General features: G+C 64.0%; 18 protein-coding genes and 1 riboswitch. Of the genes, 7 read left to right on the plus strand and 11 right to left on the minus strand.

What is annotated here, in order from left to right; translation table 11 throughout:
* Positions 1-73 precede the first annotated feature (73 nt).
* On the minus strand, positions 74-1,006 hold the full coding sequence (locus BMX94_RS08780) for a carbon-nitrogen hydrolase family protein (RefSeq protein WP_091005678.1): 933 nt from the start codon (positions 1,004-1,006) through the stop codon (positions 74-76).
* 428 nt (positions 1,007-1,434) lie between these two features.
* Here BMX94_RS08780 and BMX94_RS08785 point away from each other — a divergent pair, with 428 nt between their 5' ends.
* Positions 1,435-2,208 (plus strand): dioxygenase family protein, encoded by a 774-nt coding sequence (locus BMX94_RS08785; RefSeq protein WP_091005736.1) that lies wholly within the window; start codon positions 1,435-1,437, stop codon positions 2,206-2,208.
* A 100-nt stretch (positions 2,209-2,308) separates the two neighbouring features.
* On the opposite strand, the gene BMX94_RS08790 is transcribed toward BMX94_RS08785, so the two are convergent.
* The 3 genes from BMX94_RS08790 to BMX94_RS10540 all read right to left on the minus strand — a co-directional run bounded on the left by BMX94_RS08790 (position 2,309) and on the right by BMX94_RS10540 (position 6,588).
* The gene (locus tag BMX94_RS08790) at positions 2,309-4,687 is read right to left on the minus strand and encodes a LuxR C-terminal-related transcriptional regulator (protein WP_091005680.1); all 2,379 of its coding nucleotides are present in this window, start codon (positions 4,685-4,687) and stop codon (positions 2,309-2,311) included.
* Between the two features lie 174 nt (positions 4,688-4,861).
* Positions 4,862-6,190, minus strand: coding sequence for an ATP-binding cassette domain-containing protein (locus tag BMX94_RS08795; protein ID WP_286160068.1), 1,329 nt, complete (start codon positions 6,188-6,190; stop codon positions 4,862-4,864).
* The gene (locus BMX94_RS10540; protein WP_143052303.1) at positions 6,151-6,588 is read right to left on the minus strand and encodes a 6TM ABC transporter family protein; all 438 of its coding nucleotides are present in this window, start codon (positions 6,586-6,588) and stop codon (positions 6,151-6,153) included. The genes BMX94_RS08795 and BMX94_RS10540 overlap by 40 nt, the downstream gene beginning before the upstream one ends.
* 511 nt (positions 6,589-7,099) lie before the next feature.
* Between BMX94_RS10540 and BMX94_RS08800 the strand changes: the two genes are divergently transcribed.
* From BMX94_RS08800 to BMX94_RS08810, 3 genes are all read left to right on the plus strand, one after another.
* Positions 7,100-7,294: a hypothetical protein gene (locus tag BMX94_RS08800; RefSeq protein ID WP_091005682.1), complete on the plus strand. Its 195-nt coding sequence runs from the start codon at positions 7,100-7,102 to the stop codon at positions 7,292-7,294.
* 62 nt (positions 7,295-7,356) lie between these two features.
* Positions 7,357-7,971 carry a pyroglutamyl-peptidase I gene (gene pcp, locus BMX94_RS08805; RefSeq protein ID WP_091005684.1) on the plus strand — a complete coding sequence of 205 codons (615 nt, stop codon included), beginning with the start codon at positions 7,357-7,359 and terminating at the stop codon, positions 7,969-7,971.
* 72 nt (positions 7,972-8,043) lie between these two features.
* Positions 8,044-8,991 carry an L-lactate dehydrogenase gene (locus BMX94_RS08810; RefSeq protein ID WP_091005686.1) on the plus strand — a complete coding sequence of 316 codons (948 nt, stop codon included), beginning with the start codon at positions 8,044-8,046 and terminating at the stop codon, positions 8,989-8,991.
* Positions 8,992-9,143: 152 nt separating this feature from the next.
* Here BMX94_RS08810 and BMX94_RS08815 read toward each other — a convergent pair whose 3' ends face one another.
* The 4 genes from BMX94_RS08815 to BMX94_RS08830 form a co-directional block, all read right to left on the minus strand.
* Positions 9,144-9,890, minus strand: a complete 747-nt coding sequence (locus BMX94_RS08815; protein WP_091005688.1) for an energy-coupling factor transporter transmembrane component T family protein — start codon at positions 9,888-9,890, stop codon at positions 9,144-9,146.
* Positions 9,883-11,706 (minus strand): ABC transporter ATP-binding protein, encoded by a 1,824-nt coding sequence (locus BMX94_RS08820; protein WP_091005690.1) that lies wholly within the window; start codon positions 11,704-11,706, stop codon positions 9,883-9,885. Before BMX94_RS08820 ends, BMX94_RS08815 begins: the two co-directional genes overlap by 8 nt.
* Before the next feature lie 138 nt (positions 11,707-11,844).
* Positions 11,845-12,402, minus strand: coding sequence for a tryptophan transporter (locus tag BMX94_RS08825; protein ID WP_091005692.1), 558 nt, complete (start codon positions 12,400-12,402; stop codon positions 11,845-11,847).
* A gap of 50 nt (positions 12,403-12,452) precedes the next feature.
* A complete protein-coding gene (locus BMX94_RS08830) occupies positions 12,453-13,025 on the minus strand; it encodes a hypothetical protein (protein WP_091005694.1) in 573 nt (190 codons plus the stop codon).
* Positions 13,026-13,680: 655 nt separating this feature from the next.
* A riboswitch (Fluoride riboswitch) is annotated at positions 13,681-13,755 on the plus strand.
* A 36-nt stretch (positions 13,756-13,791) separates the two neighbouring features.
* Between BMX94_RS08830 and crcB the strand changes: the two genes are divergently transcribed.
* The 3 genes from crcB to BMX94_RS08845 all read left to right on the plus strand — a co-directional run bounded on the left by crcB (position 13,792) and on the right by BMX94_RS08845 (position 15,725).
* Positions 13,792-14,172 carry a fluoride efflux transporter CrcB gene (crcB, locus tag BMX94_RS08835; protein WP_091005696.1) on the plus strand — a complete coding sequence of 127 codons (381 nt, stop codon included), beginning with the start codon at positions 13,792-13,794 and terminating at the stop codon, positions 14,170-14,172.
* A gap of 250 nt (positions 14,173-14,422) precedes the next feature.
* Entirely contained in the window at positions 14,423-14,947 is a 525-nt protein-coding gene (locus BMX94_RS08840; RefSeq protein WP_091005697.1) for a nitroreductase, read from the plus strand.
* Positions 14,948-15,002: 55 nt separating this feature from the next.
* Positions 15,003-15,725: an MBL fold metallo-hydrolase gene (locus BMX94_RS08845; RefSeq protein WP_091005699.1), complete on the plus strand. Its 723-nt coding sequence runs from the start codon at positions 15,003-15,005 to the stop codon at positions 15,723-15,725.
* Here BMX94_RS08845 and BMX94_RS08850 read toward each other — a convergent pair.
* From BMX94_RS08850 to BMX94_RS08860, 3 genes are read right to left on the minus strand one after another with little or no spacing between them, the layout of a single operon-like run.
* Positions 15,722-16,468, minus strand: a complete 747-nt coding sequence (locus tag BMX94_RS08850; protein ID WP_091005701.1) for an alpha/beta hydrolase — start codon at positions 16,466-16,468, stop codon at positions 15,722-15,724. The genes BMX94_RS08845 and BMX94_RS08850 overlap by 4 nt on opposite strands.
* Before the next feature lie 27 nt (positions 16,469-16,495).
* Positions 16,496-16,819 carry an AzlD domain-containing protein gene (locus BMX94_RS08855; RefSeq protein ID WP_091005703.1) on the minus strand — a complete coding sequence of 108 codons (324 nt, stop codon included), beginning with the start codon at positions 16,817-16,819 and terminating at the stop codon, positions 16,496-16,498.
* On the minus strand, positions 16,816-17,562 hold the full coding sequence (locus BMX94_RS08860) for an AzlC family ABC transporter permease (protein WP_143052304.1): 747 nt from the start codon (positions 17,560-17,562) through the stop codon (positions 16,816-16,818). The genes BMX94_RS08855 and BMX94_RS08860 overlap by 4 nt, the downstream gene beginning before the upstream one ends.
* Positions 17,563-17,596 lie beyond the last annotated feature (34 nt).

Genomic DNA, 17,596 nt, shown 5'->3' on the forward strand with positions numbered 1-17,596 from the left:
ATGGAATCCCATTGCCGGGGAATGGGATCCCATTGCCGGGGAACTTAATCCCAATCCCGCGTGGCGCCGGGGGCTAGATGTCGTTCACCTCTAGTCGCACGGCGTCGGGGCGCGCGTAGTGCCCCACGGGGTCGAACTCCCACTTCGACGCAGGTACCTCCTGCATGTCGAGCGTGGCGTAGAGAATGCCGTCGTTGTCCCAGAGCGGCTCCCCTCCAGGTACGGGGTGGCCAAATGGGTCGACTACGCTCGAGCCGCCGCGATACACCACCTCGGGCAGGCGCGCCACCTCGGGCGAGGCGAGAAGATCTGCCGGATAATCGTCGCGCAGCAGGTAGGGGGCGCAGTTCACCACAAAGCAGCGACCCTCAATGGCGATGTGCTCGACCGTTGCCTGCCATTCGGGGTTGCCGTTGGTGTTGGGGGCAAGGTAGATGGCCACGCCCTTCTGGTAGAGCGCCGCACGCGCCAGCGGCATGTAGTTCTCCCAGCAGATGAGGGTGCCCATGGGGCCCCACGGCGTTTGGCTCACAGGGAAGTAGTGGTCTTGCGCGTCTCCCCACACCAGGCGCTCGGCGCCGGTGGGCTTGAGCTTGCGGTGCCAGGCGTCAAGGTGGCCGTCGGGCGCAAAGACCAGGTTGGTGTTGTAGAGCGTGCCCGAGGTGGCGTCGCGCTCGGAAACGCCCACGCTCACCCAGGCACCCGTTTCTCTCGCCGCGGCTGCTATGGCCTCGGTCTCCGGGCCGCCTACCACAACCGAACCGTCGTAGTAGCGCTTCCACAGCTCCTTGCTGCCGCTTTCGCGAGCGCCTACCACAAAGCCAAAGGTCATACCGTGAGGATAGCCGGGAATGAGGAGCTCCGGCAGCACAACGAGGTCGCTTGGGCGCTCCTCCGCCACGCGGTGGATGGCGTCAAGTGCCCCGGCCAGGCAGGCATCGCGGTCGAACGGCCGGGGCCGCGACTGTACCACGGCAACCTTGCACGAGTCCTGGATGTCTCTCATTGGTGCCTCCGTACGGGGATGGGGTATATGGCGGGGACAATTGTAGTGCCGAGAAGAGCGACTGGCTAGCGCGGCTAGCGGGGTTGATTACGGCCGACGACGGTGCCGAGGTTCTCGCCGCCACTGCGACCCTCCCGACTCGATCTGCAGAGAATGTCGCTATTTCTCAAAACGGCCATGCGCCAACTGGGGAAACCTCGGTGAGGATTAAGAAATAGCGATATTCTCCGGGAAGGGGGTGCGGCGCCGGGGCAGCCGGGGCCATCGGAGCCGCCGGGGCAGGAGTGGCGCGCCAAGCTGTCGTTCTCGGTACCTTAAAAGATACCTATTGCATGGCATTTCTCGCCGCGTAGAATAGAGCCCAGAAGGTAGATACAAAACAAGTACCAAGTAGCATTAATGGACAAGTCTCGACAATGAAGGACAAGATGGCAAACAAAAGGCAGATGACGGTGTTTGTGGGCCACGGCGATCCCATGATGGCGCTCCGCGATGACGAGGTGGCGCACGGTCTGCGCGCAATGGGCGAGAAAATCCTGGCAGACGAGCCGCGCGCGATTCTCGCCGTCTCGGCCCACTGGTTCACGCGAGGAACGCTCGTGCAGAGCGACCCCACGCCGCGTCAGGTGAACGACATGTACGGTTTCCCGCCGGAGCTCTACGCGATCAAGTATCGCCCTGCCGGCAGCGCCGAGCTCACCGCTCGCGTGAGGCAGCTCTTGGGCAGCGACGTGGAAGTGGACGACACCTGGGGCATCGACCACGGCGTCTGGACTCCGCTCCACCACATGCTCCCCAAGGCCAACGTGCCTGTGGTGGAGCTCTCGGTGAACGGCCTGGCCGACGCCCGCTACGCCTATGACCTGGGACGTCGCCTTGTACCTCTGCGCGACGAGGGGTTTGTGGTGCTGGGAAGCGGCAACGTGGTGCACAACCTGCGCGAGGCCGACTGGAACAACCCCGCGGGCACGCCTGCCTGCATCGAGTTTGATTCCGCGGTGCGCGCCGCGGTAGAGGCGCGCGATGACGAGAAGGTCATTGCCTACGAGCGGCTGCCGCATGCGTCCTACGCCGTGCCCACGCCCGACCACTACCTGCCGCTGCTTACGGTCCTTGGCGCCTCCGAGGGCGAGAAGCCCGAGGTCTTCAATGACGTTCGCAACCTCGGCGCTATATCGATGACCAGCTACGCGTTTGCGTGACGGCGAGAAGCCCGGCGCCCCCGCGTCCAGCGCCGCCGCGCCCGCCCCAGCACCCGGCGCCGCCACCGCCGCCCTCGTGGCCGCCCTCGCCCCCGTGCTCCTACACCAGCCGCAACCGCTGTGCCTCACTCGCTGCCTGTGCGCGGCGGCTTACGCCCAGCTTGGCAAGGATGTGACACACGTGGGTCTTCACCGTGGACAGCTTCACGCCGAGAAGCTCGCCAATCTCGGCGTTGGTCTTGTTCTGGCAGATGAGGCGTAGGACCTGTCGCTCGGTCTCGGTGAGTTGAATGGAGGGCAGCTCGGAGGGGTCGACTGTGCCAGCAAGGAGCTGCGGATAGAACGACGCCTGCGCACGCGCCCCCTTGATCAGCCGCGCAAGCTGCTCCTTCTCGGCGTCGCTAATATCGTCGCGCTCGGAGAACTCCAGCAGGAGCGGCAGCACCGCGCCACCGTACTGCGTGATCGTGCGCACGTATCCGTAGCAGCGCGCCGCTGCCAGCGCATGCGAAAGCCACCGACCCCAGTCCTTCTCGCCAAGGCGCCACGCCGCAATCGACGCCAGAATGTCAAAGTGAATGGTGTCGATGACCCTGCCGCACAGCGTGATGTATTCGGTGAGCGCCGCCATGAGCATGCGGGCCTCCGAAAAGCGTCCCTCCGCTGTGTACGCCTGGCAAACGGTGATATAGACGTATCGATCCATGTAGAAGAGTCGCTCCGAGAGGTCCGGCGCATTCTCCTCCAGCCAAGTGTGGACGCGTTCCCACTCGCCCAGCCGCATCCACGCACGGCAGCGCAGTGCTTCGAGGTTCATGAGGATACGTCTGGTCTCGGGGCTATCGTCCTGCGAGAGCCGGCGGCGAAGCGCACCGAGAAGAGAGAGCGCCTGGCGCGCGTCTCCCTGATCGATTAGGCAGCGGCACTGGATTCCCACGGCGGCGAACTCGAGCGAAGGGGTCCCGGCACGCTGTATCCTGGGGAGCATGGCGTTAACCCGTGCGAGGTAGATCGTTACGTCCTCGCCCTTCTCGAACTTGCTCTCGCACAGCCCGATCTCTGCAATGCCCACGCCCATGCGCCCCAGCGCCTTGCTTGCAACCCTGCTTATCGCACGGGCGGTCGTATCGTCGGACGGGACCCAAGGACTCAGGTCGCGTCCGCCGTTGAGAACGCTTGGCAGGCCGCTTGTAACAGAGAGCATAAGCTCGGGGTTGTCGCCCCCGCGCATCTTGGCCAGCGCAGAAACGGAAGCGACGATGCTTGCCGGCTGCCTATGGGGAAGCGAAATGTCAAGATAGGCCAGGTAGGACTGGGCAAGGCGACGCTCCTCGGCCGTGCGCTCAGGCGCCTTTGCGTAGTTTTCGAGTGCGTCGTACCAGCCCTCCGACCTTGCGATGCTCATGGCCATGGACTCCAGCATGGACATGATGCGCATGAGGCGCGGAGAAGAGAGAACAACATCCTCTGGCAGCTCGTGGCAGTAGTGCTCAAGCTCGTAGTAGCTGCCGCTTGCAGGGTTGAGGCGTGCGTGCTCGTCGAGGATGGCGAGCATGCGGCTGTGATCCTTGAGCCGTGAGCAAAGCTCAAGTGCGCTCTTGAAGTTTCCCCGGGATTCGTAATAGCCAATGACTCGGTTGACAATATCGATGGAAGCAACGTTATCGCGCCTACGAGCACGCTCCCACTTGCAGAAGTCGAGCATTCCCTCGCTGACCTTCCACGTGTTTGCTTCACGAGTGATGAAGCTCGTCGCGTGATGGAGGGCGTTCAGCAGGCGCGACCCCTCCTCCTCTCCAAGCGCATTGACGATAAGGTCGTCGTCAATGGTGTCGAAGAGGGGAACCAGAAGTAGGACGTCCTGGGTCTTCTCGTCAAAGCGGCGCTCAAACTCGCTCTCGAAGTATGTCATGACCTCGTTGCGGAGGCTTGCTTCCCAAGTTGAGTCACCGTCGCGCAGGATGTGAACAACAGCCGTGGCAACCGCCATGGGATAGCGCTCGGACGCGGTCGCGATGCGCTCCACAAGCTCGGGCGTGGAGGGAATCCCATTTGCGATAAGTAGGTGGGCGATGTCCGCGTCGGTGAAGAAGAGGTCCTCTGCGGTAACGATGAGCAGCTCTCCGTTGGCGAAGAAGGGGGTGAGCCAGCCGGGCATGGGTGCGCGGGAAAGGAAGACAAAGCGCGTGCTGGTGCAGCGAGAGACAACGGCTGCCAGTGCGGATCCCTGCTTGTTGGTGACAGAGTCGTGGATGTTGTCGACAAGGACGGCATCGTGCTTCTCGGCATCTTGGACGGTCACTGCCCGAGCAACGTCGACAGCGGCGGCATCGATCTTGAGCACGTCAAGACCCTGGAGCATGCGGCGTGCAAACTCGGACTTGCCAAAGCCGAGCGGGGCGCAGACAAATGCCAGCCGCGTACGATCCCATTGTGGCTGCAGGCACTCGTCAAGTTCGAGGGGAACCTTGACTAGCATGGCCAACCACCTGCGCATAGTTGGTTTCGGGTGCGTTGTGATGACAGCCATGCCATAAGTGCGCCTTCACCTTTCTCTAGAAAGTGGATGTCCAATCGAGCGGTGCGCAAGCTTGCTCGATGGCCTAATGGTACGCGAGACGAACAGGGCCGTGCGTCCAAAAAAACAACGGCATCACCAATGCCGGACGGCCAAATCGCGGCTGTTTACAGTTACGCCGGGCCCTGGCCGCGAGAGCACCTCAAGCTCTCCTCCGCCAGGGTCCGGCGCTCGCCGCCCGCGCTCCTCGTCGAGCGAACGCAGCACCTGGCCCTCGTTGAGTGAGTCGAGGTTGCTCGTGGGCTCGTCCAGGAGCAGGAACGGTGCGTCGTGGAGAAACGCGCGGGCCAGCCCCAGGCGCTGCCGCTCGCCCGAGGAGAGCGTCCCACCAAGCTCGCCCACCATGATGTCGTAGCCCTCGGGCAGGCTCTCGATGAAGTCGTGTATCGATGCCTTGCGGCCCTGGTCAACGTCCCAGAAGCGTATGAGCAGACGCGCCAGGGTCGACTTGCCAGATCCGCTGCGGCCGGAGATGCCCACGATGCGTCCCGCGGGGATGCGCACGGAGACGTCCGAGAGGACCTTCTCGGCCCCGTACGAGAAGTCCACGTGCTCGGCGGAGGCGTCCGAGAAGGTCACGACGACGCCGTTCTCGACCTCATCCGCCTGGGGTTTCTCGTCCAGGATCTCCAGCACGCGCGCACCGGAGGCAAGCGTGCCCTGAAGCGTTGCACCCAGGTTGGCAAGCGCCGCGAACGGGCCAAAGCTCGAGAGCACAAAGACCGTTGCCAGCACGGTGGCCTCGGGCGTTGCGTCGCCCCCAGACACAAGCTGCGCTCCAAGCGCGAGCTCGGCAATAGTTGCGAGAAGGATCACGGCGCTCACGGCAGAGGATCCGCGGGCACCTGCCTGGCGCACCTCCCGTTCTGTCTCCACCAGCTCGCGTGTGCGCGTCAAGCCCGTCAAGAAGCCCACGACGCCACAGGCTACCGAGACAACCATGACGCCTGCCAGGGGCTTCACAAAGCCCAGCATCCGCCACATGATGCGCGCCGCGTCAACCACGTTTGCCAGGCGGTGAGAGATCACGAGTACCGCGCGCTCGCGCGAGAGCTCGCGGACGGCCGCCATGACCTGCTCCTCGCTCTCGGCGTCGACGTTGCTCGTTGCCTCGTCAAAGACGTAGGCCGGAGTGTCGTGGAGAAGCGCCCGCGCAAGCGCCAGACGCTGACGCTGGCCGTCAGAGAGGTTTGCCGCGTCCTGCTCGATTGCCATGTCCAGGCCACCGCGCTCGTGCACAACGCCGTCAAGGCGAGCCGTCTTGAGCGCCGCCCACAGCTGGTCATCCGTTGCCTCGGGCCGTGCCATAAGAAGGTTCTCGCGCACGGTGCCGGAGAACACGTGAGCATCTGCGGCGACCATGGTTACGTGGCGCGAGAGAGCTGCCGGGTCCACTTGGTCCACGCTTGTCTCGCCCACCAGTACGTCTCGAGCTGCTCGCAGCCCTCGACGGAAAGCTGCACGACCTCGGCGGTGGAGACGTCCTGCGCGTACCCGGTGCCAAGGCGTAGGAGCTTCTCGTATATTCGACGACGTAGCGCGCCCTTCACGTCCTGTGACGCGACGAAGGACTCGCGGGCAGAGAGCCGCGTGGACGCCAGGCGTGCGACGAGGGCCGCGGCCAGGGCGAACGCGGCCTCTGGGATGCTGGGCGCGGTGCCGAGAAGGAGCGCGCCAACGACGCGGCAGATCTCCCAGCTGAGAAGCACGTTGCCCACGAGGCCGAGCCACTGCCAGCCCACGGTAGCGAGCACGTGTCGCATTGCCCCTGGTACGAGTGTCAGGAGCCTCTTGTCCATCATAGTGTCCCTCCTCCTGCGGACGGTTGCCCGCGGTTGGCGTTGGGCACGGCGGTTCGCGGTGCGGCAGCGGTGCGCGGTGCGGCGGCTGCCAAAGCGTAATTAGCAGCGTGTAAGAATAGACTAACTTTATGGCGAGGTGGGGGAGACGCAGGTAATTCGCGTGGGAGGCAGTTTTGCGCGCCGGCCAGCGCTTTGGCGCATTACCGCCCGCCCAGTTGCCGCCGCAATTCGAAGTTTCGGAAAAAACCGAACGTTTAAGACGGGCTAACCGTTTGGAATCCGCGGCATGTCCGGGGATGCCGCGCGCCCTCGCAGTTTAAGGCACCCTAACCGTTCGGAAAAATCCTAACCGTTCGGAATCCGCGGCATTCTCCCAATGACGTCTGCAATACGTGCGCGAGCCTCCCGGTATCCAATCCTGAATCCCTAATTATTGTCGCGTCCGTCGGGTATATTCGGTCCAATCCAAAGCAACGGCTTTGGTACGTTGGTCCCAGGTCAGGAGGCCGCTATGGCAAGCTACATGCATGATGAGCTGGATGACGCACTTGAGCAGTACCGTAGCGGAGAGCTTAGCTTCGAGGAATTCAAGCGCATGTGTAACGAGGAGGACCGTGAGCAAGAAGAGGAGAACCGCCGCAGGGCAGCCAAGAAACGCGGCGGCTGGCAGCCTTTTATCGGCATCACGTTCACCTTCGACCGCTAGAGTACTGCCGGGCACCCGTCTTCTGGGTGAGCGCGACTCTTTGTCCACGGGAGGTGGCACGTATGGAGAAGATCCTGGTCACGGGTTTCGAGCCCTTTGGCGGCGAGCAAACAAACCCCTCGTGGGAGGTGGCAAATGCGCTGCCCACAGTCATTGCCGGCCGAGCCGTGGTCTGCGAGCGAATCCCCGTGTCGTTTCGTCGCGGGCCGGCTGCCGTGCTTAACGCAATCCGGCGCGAGAACCCCTCCGTCGTGCTCTGCCTGGGTCAGGCGGGAGGCCGTGCCAAGGTGACGCCTGAGTTCGTGGGCATAAACTACGCCGACGCGCGCATTTCCGACAACGACGGCGCGCAACCGCAAGGCATGCGCCTCTCGGCGGGCGCGCCGGATGCGTACTTCTCGACTCTGCCCGTTCGTGCAATGGCACAGGCAATGATTGATGCTGGCGTCCCAGCTGCAGTCTCGTACTCCGCGGGAACCTACGTTTGCAACGCGGTGCTCTTCTCGGCACTTCATGCGCTTGCGACGTCCCATTCCGCAGTACGCGCTGGCTTTGTGCACGTGCCCTACTCGCCTGAGCAAGCATGTCAACTGTCCAAGGTGACTCCCAGCCTGCCAATTGCGCTTGTGCTGCGAGGAATCGTGAGTGGTCTTGAGTGCGCCTGTGCGTGGGGCTAGGCTCGTCACGTGGCGCTGGCCCCTGGCATTGCCTGGCAGTCCAAGCGTCCGCGAGCCAGAAAGGGGAACCACATGAGCTTCAAGGACACCAAGGTCGTTATCGTGGGCGCCGGCAAGGTCGGCTCGACCACCGCGTTCAGCATCATTAACCAGGGGCTTTGTGGTGATGTGTGTCTCATCGACGTAAACCACGAGCATGCGGTGGGCGAGGCGCCCGACATGCGCGACTCGGTCTTCTTTATGAACCGCAACGTTAACGTGCACGCCGGCGACTACAGCGAATGCTCGGACGCAGACATTGTCATCATCACTGCGGCGGCGCCCATGCCCAAGGACTCCAACGACCGACTCGAGATGCTCAAGCCCAGCCTGGGTGTGGTGCGCTCGGTGGTCGAACAGGTCATGGCGTCGGGCTTCGACGGCATCTTCCTGGTTGTCTCGAACCCCGTCGACGTGATGAGCTACTACACGTGGAAGCTCTCGGGTCTGCCACGCGAGCGCGTCATTGGCTCTGGCACGCTGCTGGACTCGGCACGACTATGCCGTGCGCTCTCCGACATGTACGACCTGGCCTCCAACAGCGTCGAGGCCTTTGTTCTCGGCGAGCACGGCGATTCGGAGATTGTCTCGTGGAACAGCGCAACCATTGGTGGCAAGCGCGTGGACGACGTGCTGCGCGACAATGCCTCGCGCACGCGTGGCGTTACCCCCGACGAGCTGCGCAAGCGCACGGTGAAGGCCGGATGGGACATCTTCAGCCGCAAGGGAAACACCTGCTACGGTATTGCGTCAAGCACGGCTTCCATTGCCAAGTCGATTCTCTTTGACGAGAACCGCATCATGCCGGTCTCGGTCTACCTCGACGGGCAGTACGGCATCCGTGACACGTTCCTCTCGGTGCCTACGATTGTCGACAGTACCGGTGCCAAGGAGATTGTGGAGATTGACCTTCTCCCGGACGAGCTAGAGGCGCTGAGAAGGTCTGCCGACATGCTTCATGGCCTGGACGAGAAGCTCTAGGCGCTTTGCGGCTTTGATGCAGAGTAGCCCCCGCCGTGGCGCCGGATTGACGCCACGGCGGGGGCTACGTGCGGAGTTGCTGCCAAAAGTGGCCTCGTGGCGCCCCGGCCCGCGACCGGCCTCGGCGGCTCCGGCCCGCGCCCCGCTCGCCGCTACAGCAGCACGCCGGCAACCACCAGCGCGGCGCATGCCACGAGCACCGCTACGTCGCGACCCGCCATGGGATAGCGCTTGAAGCTGCTCTCGCGCGTGCGCAGGTAAAAGCCGCGCTGCTCGGCGGCAAGCGCCGTCGCGTCGGTCTTGCCCACCGAGCTCACCAGCAGCGGCACGCACAGCGGCAGCATGAGCTGCAGCTTACGGATGGGGTTCTTGGTGTCGTACTCAACGCCGCGCGCCGTCTGCGCCTCCATAATCGCGTTCATCTCCTGGCTGAACACCGGCACAAAGCGCAGCGCCGTGGTAAACGTGAACGCGTAGCGGTACGGAATGTGCAGTACCTCAACGCAGGCGTTGGCAAGGTCGTTGAGCTTGGTTACGCTCAGCATGAGAATGAGCGGCAGCGCCACACCCAGAAGGCGCAGGCATGCCTTGCTACCCGTGACCAGGCCGTCCGTGGTCATCCACGCAACTACCGGCTCGCCTCCGCGCACAAACGCGGTCTGCAGCAGAAGCATCACCACCGCCAGCGGCACCAGCAGCTTGAGCAGCGAGACCAGCTTGGACGTGGCGTGCGCATACGCGCCCAGCGCAAAGGTGAGGGCGAGAAGTGCCAGCAGCATGGGGTAGGTGTCGGCCAGAAACATCGCGACGATGATTGCTGCGGCAATGCCCAGCTTTGTCACCGGGTTCAGCCGATGCAGCAGGGTGTCTCCCGGCACGTAGTCGATCACGTTAACCACGGCGTACCATCTCCTCGGTGAGGTCGACGATGCCAGACACCTGGCTGATACCGGCAAACTCGGGTGACAGCTCGCGTGCGAGTGCCTCTGACAGCTCGATGACCTGCGGCGCCTTCACGCTTGCCTCCCGCATGAGCTCCGCGTTGGAGAACATCTCGAGCGTGCCCCCGCGATCGAGGATGTGCCCGTTTGCCATGACCACGATCCTCTCGGCAAAGTCCGAGACAACCTCCATGTCGTGGCAGACCATGATTACGGCGCAGCCGCGCTCGGCCATCTCGCTCACCGTGTCCATCACGGTCATGCACTCGCGGTAGTCAAGGCCGCTTGTGGGCTCGTCGAGAAGGACCACCTCCGGCTCCGTCACCACCACGGAGGCCAGGGCGACCATCTGTCGCTGACCACGCGAGAGCGAGAAGGGCGCCTCGTCCGCAGGCAGCCCAAAGCGCTCGATCACCGCGCTCGCCCGCGTGCGCGCGTCCTTCTCGTCCACGCCCTGCAACGTGAGGCCAAAGGCGACCTCTTCAAGCACGGTGTCCTTGCAGAGCTGGTAGTCCGGGTTCTGGAAGAGCGTTGCGCAGTGGGCGGCAATTGCGCTGGTGGGAACCTCGTGCGTGTCGAGACCCGCCAACCGTACGGTGCCCGAAGCCGGGCGCAGCAGGCCGTTAAGGAGCTTGGTGAGCGTGGTCTTCCCGGCGCCGTTCTGGCCAACGATGCCCACGACCTCGCCAGGGAACACCCGCATGTTCAGGTGGTCGACGGAAGCCGTGCCCCCGGGGTAGGCAAAGCTCACGTCCTCGAGGCTCACCACCGGCTGCGCGCCCTCCGCATGCGGGCGCGGCGCGGCTACGTGCTTGGAGCCGGCGCGGAAGCCCGCCTCGCGCGTGCCCTCCTCGGCGCTCGCCACGTGGCAGCTGGTCTTGGACGCTGGCTGTATCAATCCGGTAATGAGGGTCTTGGCTTCGGGCACGGTAAGGCACGGCGCACCGCCCGCCACCAGGCCGTCCTTGGCAAGCGAGTTGTACACGCGCGCCACGCGCGGGCTGTCGACGCCAATGCGCCGCAGCTCGTCGCCGTGCGAGAAGACCTCTCGCGGCGCGCCGTCGAGCACGAGCGACCCCTTGCTCATCACCAGGATGCGGTCGCAGTACTCCGAAAGCAGCGCCACCTTCTGCTCGATGACCACCACGGTGACGCCCTCCTCGCGCACCTTGCGCAGCGTGTCAAAGACGAGCTTGGAGGAAGCGGGATCCAGCGCGGCGGTGGGTTCGTCGAGCACCAGGACGCGAGGGCGCATGGCGAGAATGGCGGCGATGGCCACCTTCTGCTTCTGGCCGCCCGAGAGCGTGGCTATCTCGCGATCGCGCAGGTTGGAGATGCCCACGGTTTCGAGCGTCTGGGAAATACGCTCCTCAATCTGGTCGTGGGGCACCCCAAAGTTCTCGAGGCCAAAGAGCATCTCGTCCTCGACCACCGAGGCAACCATCTGGGTGTCGATGTCCTGCAGCACGCTGCCAACTATCTGCGAGATGTCGGTGAGCGATACGTCGCAGGTGTCGTGCCCGTCCACCAGCGTGGCGCCGTAAAGGGCGCCGTGGTAGTGGTGGGGGATGGCGCCCGACATCACGGAGGCGAGCGTGGACTTGCCGGCGCCCGAGGGGCCAATCACGCCCACGAACTCGCCCTCGCCGATGCTCAGCGACACGTCGCGCAGCGCGGCGTCTTCGCTGTTCTCGGCGCCGCCCTCGGCGGGCGCGTCGTAAGAGAACGTTACGTGGCTCATCTCGATGATGGACTTATCTTCCCGTGCGGTCATAAGAGCCTTTCGTGAGACAAAGGGACAGTCCCTTTGTCTCATGCCAATGTTGGAGTGGAGGCAAGGGTACCCCTGCCCCATACGTGAGACAAAGGGACTGTCCCTTTGTCTCACGTGCGGTTCGCTATCCTAGCGGAACTACTTCTTGAGGACCTTCTTGAGGGGGAAGTAGAGCGCCTGCACCACGACGGCGTTGAAGACGGCGGTGCCCAGAACGAGGGGGATCTTCACAACCACGGTGCCGAGCGCCGCTCCCATGATGAGCGTGCCGGCCACGGCGAAGAGCGCGCCCGAGACGAGCGTGGTCAGGAACGCGGCGACGAGCGGGGTGACGTTGCGGCCGCCGATCTCGATGGGACGGCGGATGAGGGCGGCCATCACCAGTGCGGCGACGAGCTCGGTTGCGAAGTTAAGTCCGGGAATCGAGGTGGTGAGCTGGATGACTGCGGCCGAGACCAGGCCAAAGACGGCCGCCTGGCCAAAGCCGGCGTTGGAGAGCAGGATTGCCAGCGCGTAGGAGGCAATGATGAACTGCGGTTTGATGCCCACGATGGCAAGGGCGTTGCCCACGGTCATGTTGAGGATGAAGCCTGCGGCAAGAAGGACGGCGAGAAGGACGAGCGAGGAGACATCGGCCGTGCCGGAGTGCTCGGCGGTGGTAACGGTGCGTGCCTGGCTTGCGTTCTGCTGGGACATGGTGGGTTCCTTTCGTTTGCGCTGCTTGCGGAGGTGTGGTCGAGGGCGGGCTAGTCGTTGACCTTGAGGGCCTTGCACACGGGGATGTAGAGGGCCTGGACGAGAATGGCGTTGAAGATGCCGGTTGCCAAGACCACGGGGAGCATGGCGGCGGCGAGCTCCTGGGCGGCACCGACCATGGCGATGCGGATGACCATGAAGATGACGCCGGAGACCACGGTGGTGACGAAGGTGCCGATGGCAGGCACGAACTTCTTGGCGCCGCCGCGCATGCCGGCGCTCACGATGACGGCCATGAGCATGGCGGCCACGCCCTCGGCAGCAAAGTCAACAAAGGGGGAGGTGGTGGTGATCTGGATTACGGCCGCGGAGATGAGGCCGATTACCAAGGCCTGCGGGACGTTGGGGCGAATGACCAGGATGGTGAGGCAGAATGCCGAGATGATGAACTCGGGGCTGATCATGCCGCCGGAGACGCTGGCGATGGCCTTGCCCACGGTGAAGTTGAGGATGAAGCCTGCTGCGAGCAGGACGGCGAGAAGCACCAGGGCGCGGACGTCGAGCTTGCCGTGATCTTCGGAGGTGACGGTGCGGGCCTGCTGCTTGGTGGTGTTCTCGGACATGGTTTGTTCCCTTCTGCTTGATGACGCTGTGTGTGATTTCGAATAGCTCGTTGGGTGTGCTTGCACAAAAAAGAGGGCCCCGGTCAAACCGGGAGCCCTCTTAGTTCGCGAATATATGGCGCGAGAGACTCACGATCGACCGACCGCTTGCGAATCGCGCCACCACCAGTTCATGGACATACGTGCGACGTTAGTGGCGATGCGGTTCATCTCTGGCGCTCCTCTCGTGAATCTTGCCGCTTGGGCAGTTTGTGCTTGTTGCGGCACACTTTACGCCCGTTATGCCTGCTGTCGCAACCCCTATTTTTGTTAAGCCTTGGTAACGCGGGGCTGAAGGCCTCGGCGTGACTGGCGTTCCCCACGCCTTGTCCAATTACCGGCCGTTTTTGGATGCTTTCTTCGAACCCGCCAGTACAGATTGACGGTTGGTGGCAGTTTTCGGAAAAGAATTGATATGTATGGATGCATATAACAATTTTCTGACCTGCGGTTTAACAAACATTGAACCATTTTGTACTTGGGACACCCCCGAAAAAGCTACCCCCAACCGTCAATTTGTGCCAGGTGGGTGGTCGGGAAGTCTTGCGTCTTGAGGAAAAGGGCCTGCTGTGGCCCAGAGAGTCGGATGGGCAGGCATCTGTCGACTGTGCTACGCTGCCCGCCAGGGAATGAGGCCTCCCCGGCGGGCGCGCTCGCCAAACCGCATGGTGCTGATGGCTTCTGCGTTGGGCGGAATCCCGCTCGTCTCGTTTGGAAGGTCGCGACCATGCCTGCGCTGTTTGATTGCCTTGCCGTCTGCGCTGGGGGAGCGCTTGGCTCGCTTCTCCGCTACCTCATCTCGCTTGCGCCGTTCAAGAGTGTGGGAGACGCGGGTTTCCCGCTGGCGACCCTTCTCACCAACATTGTGGGCGCGTTTGTGATTGGGCTTATCGTTGCCACTGTTGCTGCGGGTCACGAGCTTGACTCGCGGCTCGTCCTCTTTCTCAAGGTGGGCCTCTGCGGCGGGTTTACGACGTTTTCCACGTTTGCGCTCGAAAGCGTTGGTCTGGTGCAGCGCGGTGAGCCGCTGGTCGCCGTGGCGTACGTGATGTTGAGCGCCGGCCTGGGCATGGCCGCCGTGCTTCTCGCCCAGCAGGTGGCTGCGTAGGCGCAAGCTGAGTGAGCTTGCCCCTCTCTGGGGGGGTCTCATTGGCCTCGGCTTGCGCAGATTATCGCTATTTCCTAAAACCGATAGGCAACAACTGGGCAAACGTAAGCGATGATTAAGAAAGAGCGATATTCTCTGCAGGGAACGCAGCTGGGGGAGCAGCCGAGGGCCGCCGGGGAGCCGCCCAGGGAGACGAGGGAGCGAGGCCATGCATGGGCAGGCCGCGCGTTTCAACCACATTGGAGGAGCTATGAACGAGGTCGAGAAATGCATTCGTGAACGTCGCAGCACCCCAAGGTTCAAGCAGGTTCCCGTTGCGCGCGAGCTGGTCGAGCGCGTCATCGAGGCGGGTTTGTGGGCGCCCTCGGGCATGGGCAAGCAGTCTCCCATCATCGTTGCCGTGACCAACCGCAAGCTTCGCGACGAGCTGGCCGAGGAGAACCGCCGTATCATGGGTGCCCCAGAGGGCATGGATCCGTTCTATGGCGCGCCCGTTGTCCTTGTGGTTCTCGCCAGCGCAGCAATGCCCACGCGCGTGTACGACGGCTCGGCGACCATCGAGAACATGCTGCTTGCCGCGCAGTCGCTTGGCCTGGGTGGCCACTGGATCCACCGTGCCAAGGAGGAGTTCGAGGAGCCTCGCTACAAGGAGCTGCTGGCAAGTCTGGGCGTGGAGGGCGACTACGAGGGCATCGGCCACGTGGTGATTGGCTACCCTGACGCCGAGAAGGCCCAGCCTGCGCGCAAGGACGGTCGCGTCTTCTGGGCGGAGTAGTACCCGCGATTGCCTCAGCCATTGCCCCCGGCAGCACGGCCAGAAAGGACAAACCATGCGCGTCACGCACATCTACCACAGCGGCTTTGCCGTCGAGCTTACCGCCTGCACGCTGCTCTTTGACTGGTACACGGGCGAGCTTCCCAAGCTTCGGCGAGACCTGCCGCTTATCGTGTTTGTCTCGCACGAGCACCACGACCACTACGGGCAGTGCATCTGGCCGCTGCGCGAGCAGTTCGCAGACGTGCGCTACGTGCTGGACAAGGACGTCGCGGCAGACGCGCCGGCGGATGCGCGCGTGATCTCTGTCGAGCCGCACGCAACCTACGAGCTGCAGCTACCTGTCGCTCCTGGGGCAGCCCCCGGCACGCTCTCCATCCAGACCCTCGAGTCCAACGACGAGGGCGTGGCATTTCTCGTCCACGCATGCGGTACCTCGGTCTACTTCTCGGGTGATCTCAACTCTTGGCAGTGGGCGCGCCCGGCCGAACAGAACGAGGCATCCGAGAAGTTCTTCCGCACGGAGCTCTCGCGCATTGCCAACAGCGCCGTTGACCTGGCGTTTGTTCCACTCGACCCACGCCTTCAGGATCCAGCGGCAGGAGTTGCTGCTTTCATGGACGTTGTGGGTACCAACGCGCTCTTCCCCATGCACTACTGGGACAGGGCCGAGGAGGCTCGCGCGCTCATGGCGGACCCCCGTCTGGCGCCCTACGCAGGCATTACGCACTTCGAGGACGTCTGCGATCTGCCAGATGCCGCCCCAGGCCAGGCCTAGCGCGTCTCGCCTGCGGGTCCCGTCTCTGCATCGCTATCCAGCAGCCAGCGAATGCCGCGGGCGGTGCGCAGGTCCTCATCGGTGAAGTGGTTGCCGGGATTGAGCTCAAACCGCGTTGCGGTGCCAAACTGCTCGAAGCGCTCCGCAACCCGGCGTGTGTCCTCGAGCACGCTCCGCATCGTGCGGTTGCGCGTGCGCGGCTCGGCGTCCCCAAGCGAGAAGTACGCGCGCCGCACGGTGGAATTTGGCCTGTTACCTGCGACGTATTTGACAAAGTCCGGATACCACAGCGAGCCCGACACACTGGCAACGCATTCGAAAAGGCTGCACCGCGTTGCCGCCCACGCGGTAAAGAGCCCCGCCAGCGAGTAGCCCGCAAGCGCCGAGAAGGCCGGCGCCATGCCGTGCTGGGCGAGAAGCGCCTCGGCCTCGGGCATTATTGCGCGGCCGAGAAGCTCGAGCTGTGATTCCGCGAAGCCTTCGTAGGGCCTGGCGCCGCGAAACGTGGGCGGGGCTGGCCACGGAGTGAGGTCGTTATCCCAGCTCCTAGGCTCTATCGCCACGAGTGCCATGGACTGCCTGGTCCCCTCGCCAAGGCGCCGCCACACGTCTGCCCCGTCACCCTCAAAGACGTGAAGGTAGACCACGGGAACGCTGGCCAGGGGAGCGTTGCCACCTGCAGCCGGCTCTATCGCACGGAGGGTGGCCTTCTCGCCCTCGACGCTAAAGCTCTGCTCGACCATGCTTTCTCCTCCAGCCACCTGGCACCGCTAGACAAGGGAGAGCAGGACGTACGCTGCGACTCCCGACACGCAGCACCATAGCATCGAGCGGGTTCGCCATGCCACGAGCACCACCACACCCGCCGCCACCAGCGGCATGAGCCCCGCCCACAGACCGGCGTCGAACATGGTGGGGGAGAGCAGGTCGTTTGCAACCAGGGCCGCAAAGGCGGCCGGCGGGATGTAGCCCAGCGCCTCCACCACGCGCGGCGAGAGGGGTCGCCCGCGCAGGGCGACTACGGGTGCCACGCGGCACACGAGGATGAACGCGAACGAGAAGAGCCACAGCACGAGGAACTGAGAGGTGCTCATCGCGCGTCACCTCCTGCGGCGGGCGCGGCCGGGGCGCTGCCGTTACCGTTACGTCGGCGCGGCGCGAGTCCCGACGCCATCCCCGCGCCTACGCCCACAAGCGCCGCAAGCGGCACGGCCACACCTGCCAACCCGCTCCACTTGCAGAGCGCAACGGTGAGCGCCGCCCCTAGCGCAGCGCATGCGGTGCCGCGCGTGTGGGGCTGCGAGTAGAGCAGGTAGATGAAGAGCGAGGTCATCGCAAAGCCTGCGATGGCGGTGGGGATGTCGACCACGGAGCCAAGCGCGGCGCCGGCCGCGCACGAAAGAGCCCAGGTGAGCTGCACGCACACGTTGAGGCCAAGGGCGTGGCCGGCAGTCCACGTCTCGCCCGAGGCAAGGCGCGAGAGCGTGATGCCGTACGCCTCTTCCGTGTAGCAGCACGCAATGGCCAGCGACTGCCTGCGCCCAAAGCGTTTGAGGTGCGGCGCGAGGGATGCCGAGTAGAGCGCGAAGCGCGTGGAGATGGCCGCCACCGAAGCGATGATCGAGCCCAGCGGGGCTCCGGCCAGCCACAGGTTGCTCATCATGAACTGTCCGCCGCCAGAGAGGTACGAGAACCCAAGGACAAAGTTCATGAGCGGCGTCATGCCGGCCTTGGCGGCAAGCACGCCACAGGGAAGGCCCACGGCCACGTAGGAGAGCATGACCGGCCACGCGGCTGTCAAGACCTCACGGGCGGCTGGCTTTGCTCCCTCTTGCACTGGTACTCCTGACTTCTTCCGGACAGTGGGCTGT

The organism is Olsenella sp. KH3B4, assembly GCA_900111695.1.
Taxonomy (GTDB): domain Bacteria; phylum Actinomycetota; class Coriobacteriia; order Coriobacteriales; family Atopobiaceae; genus Tractidigestivibacter.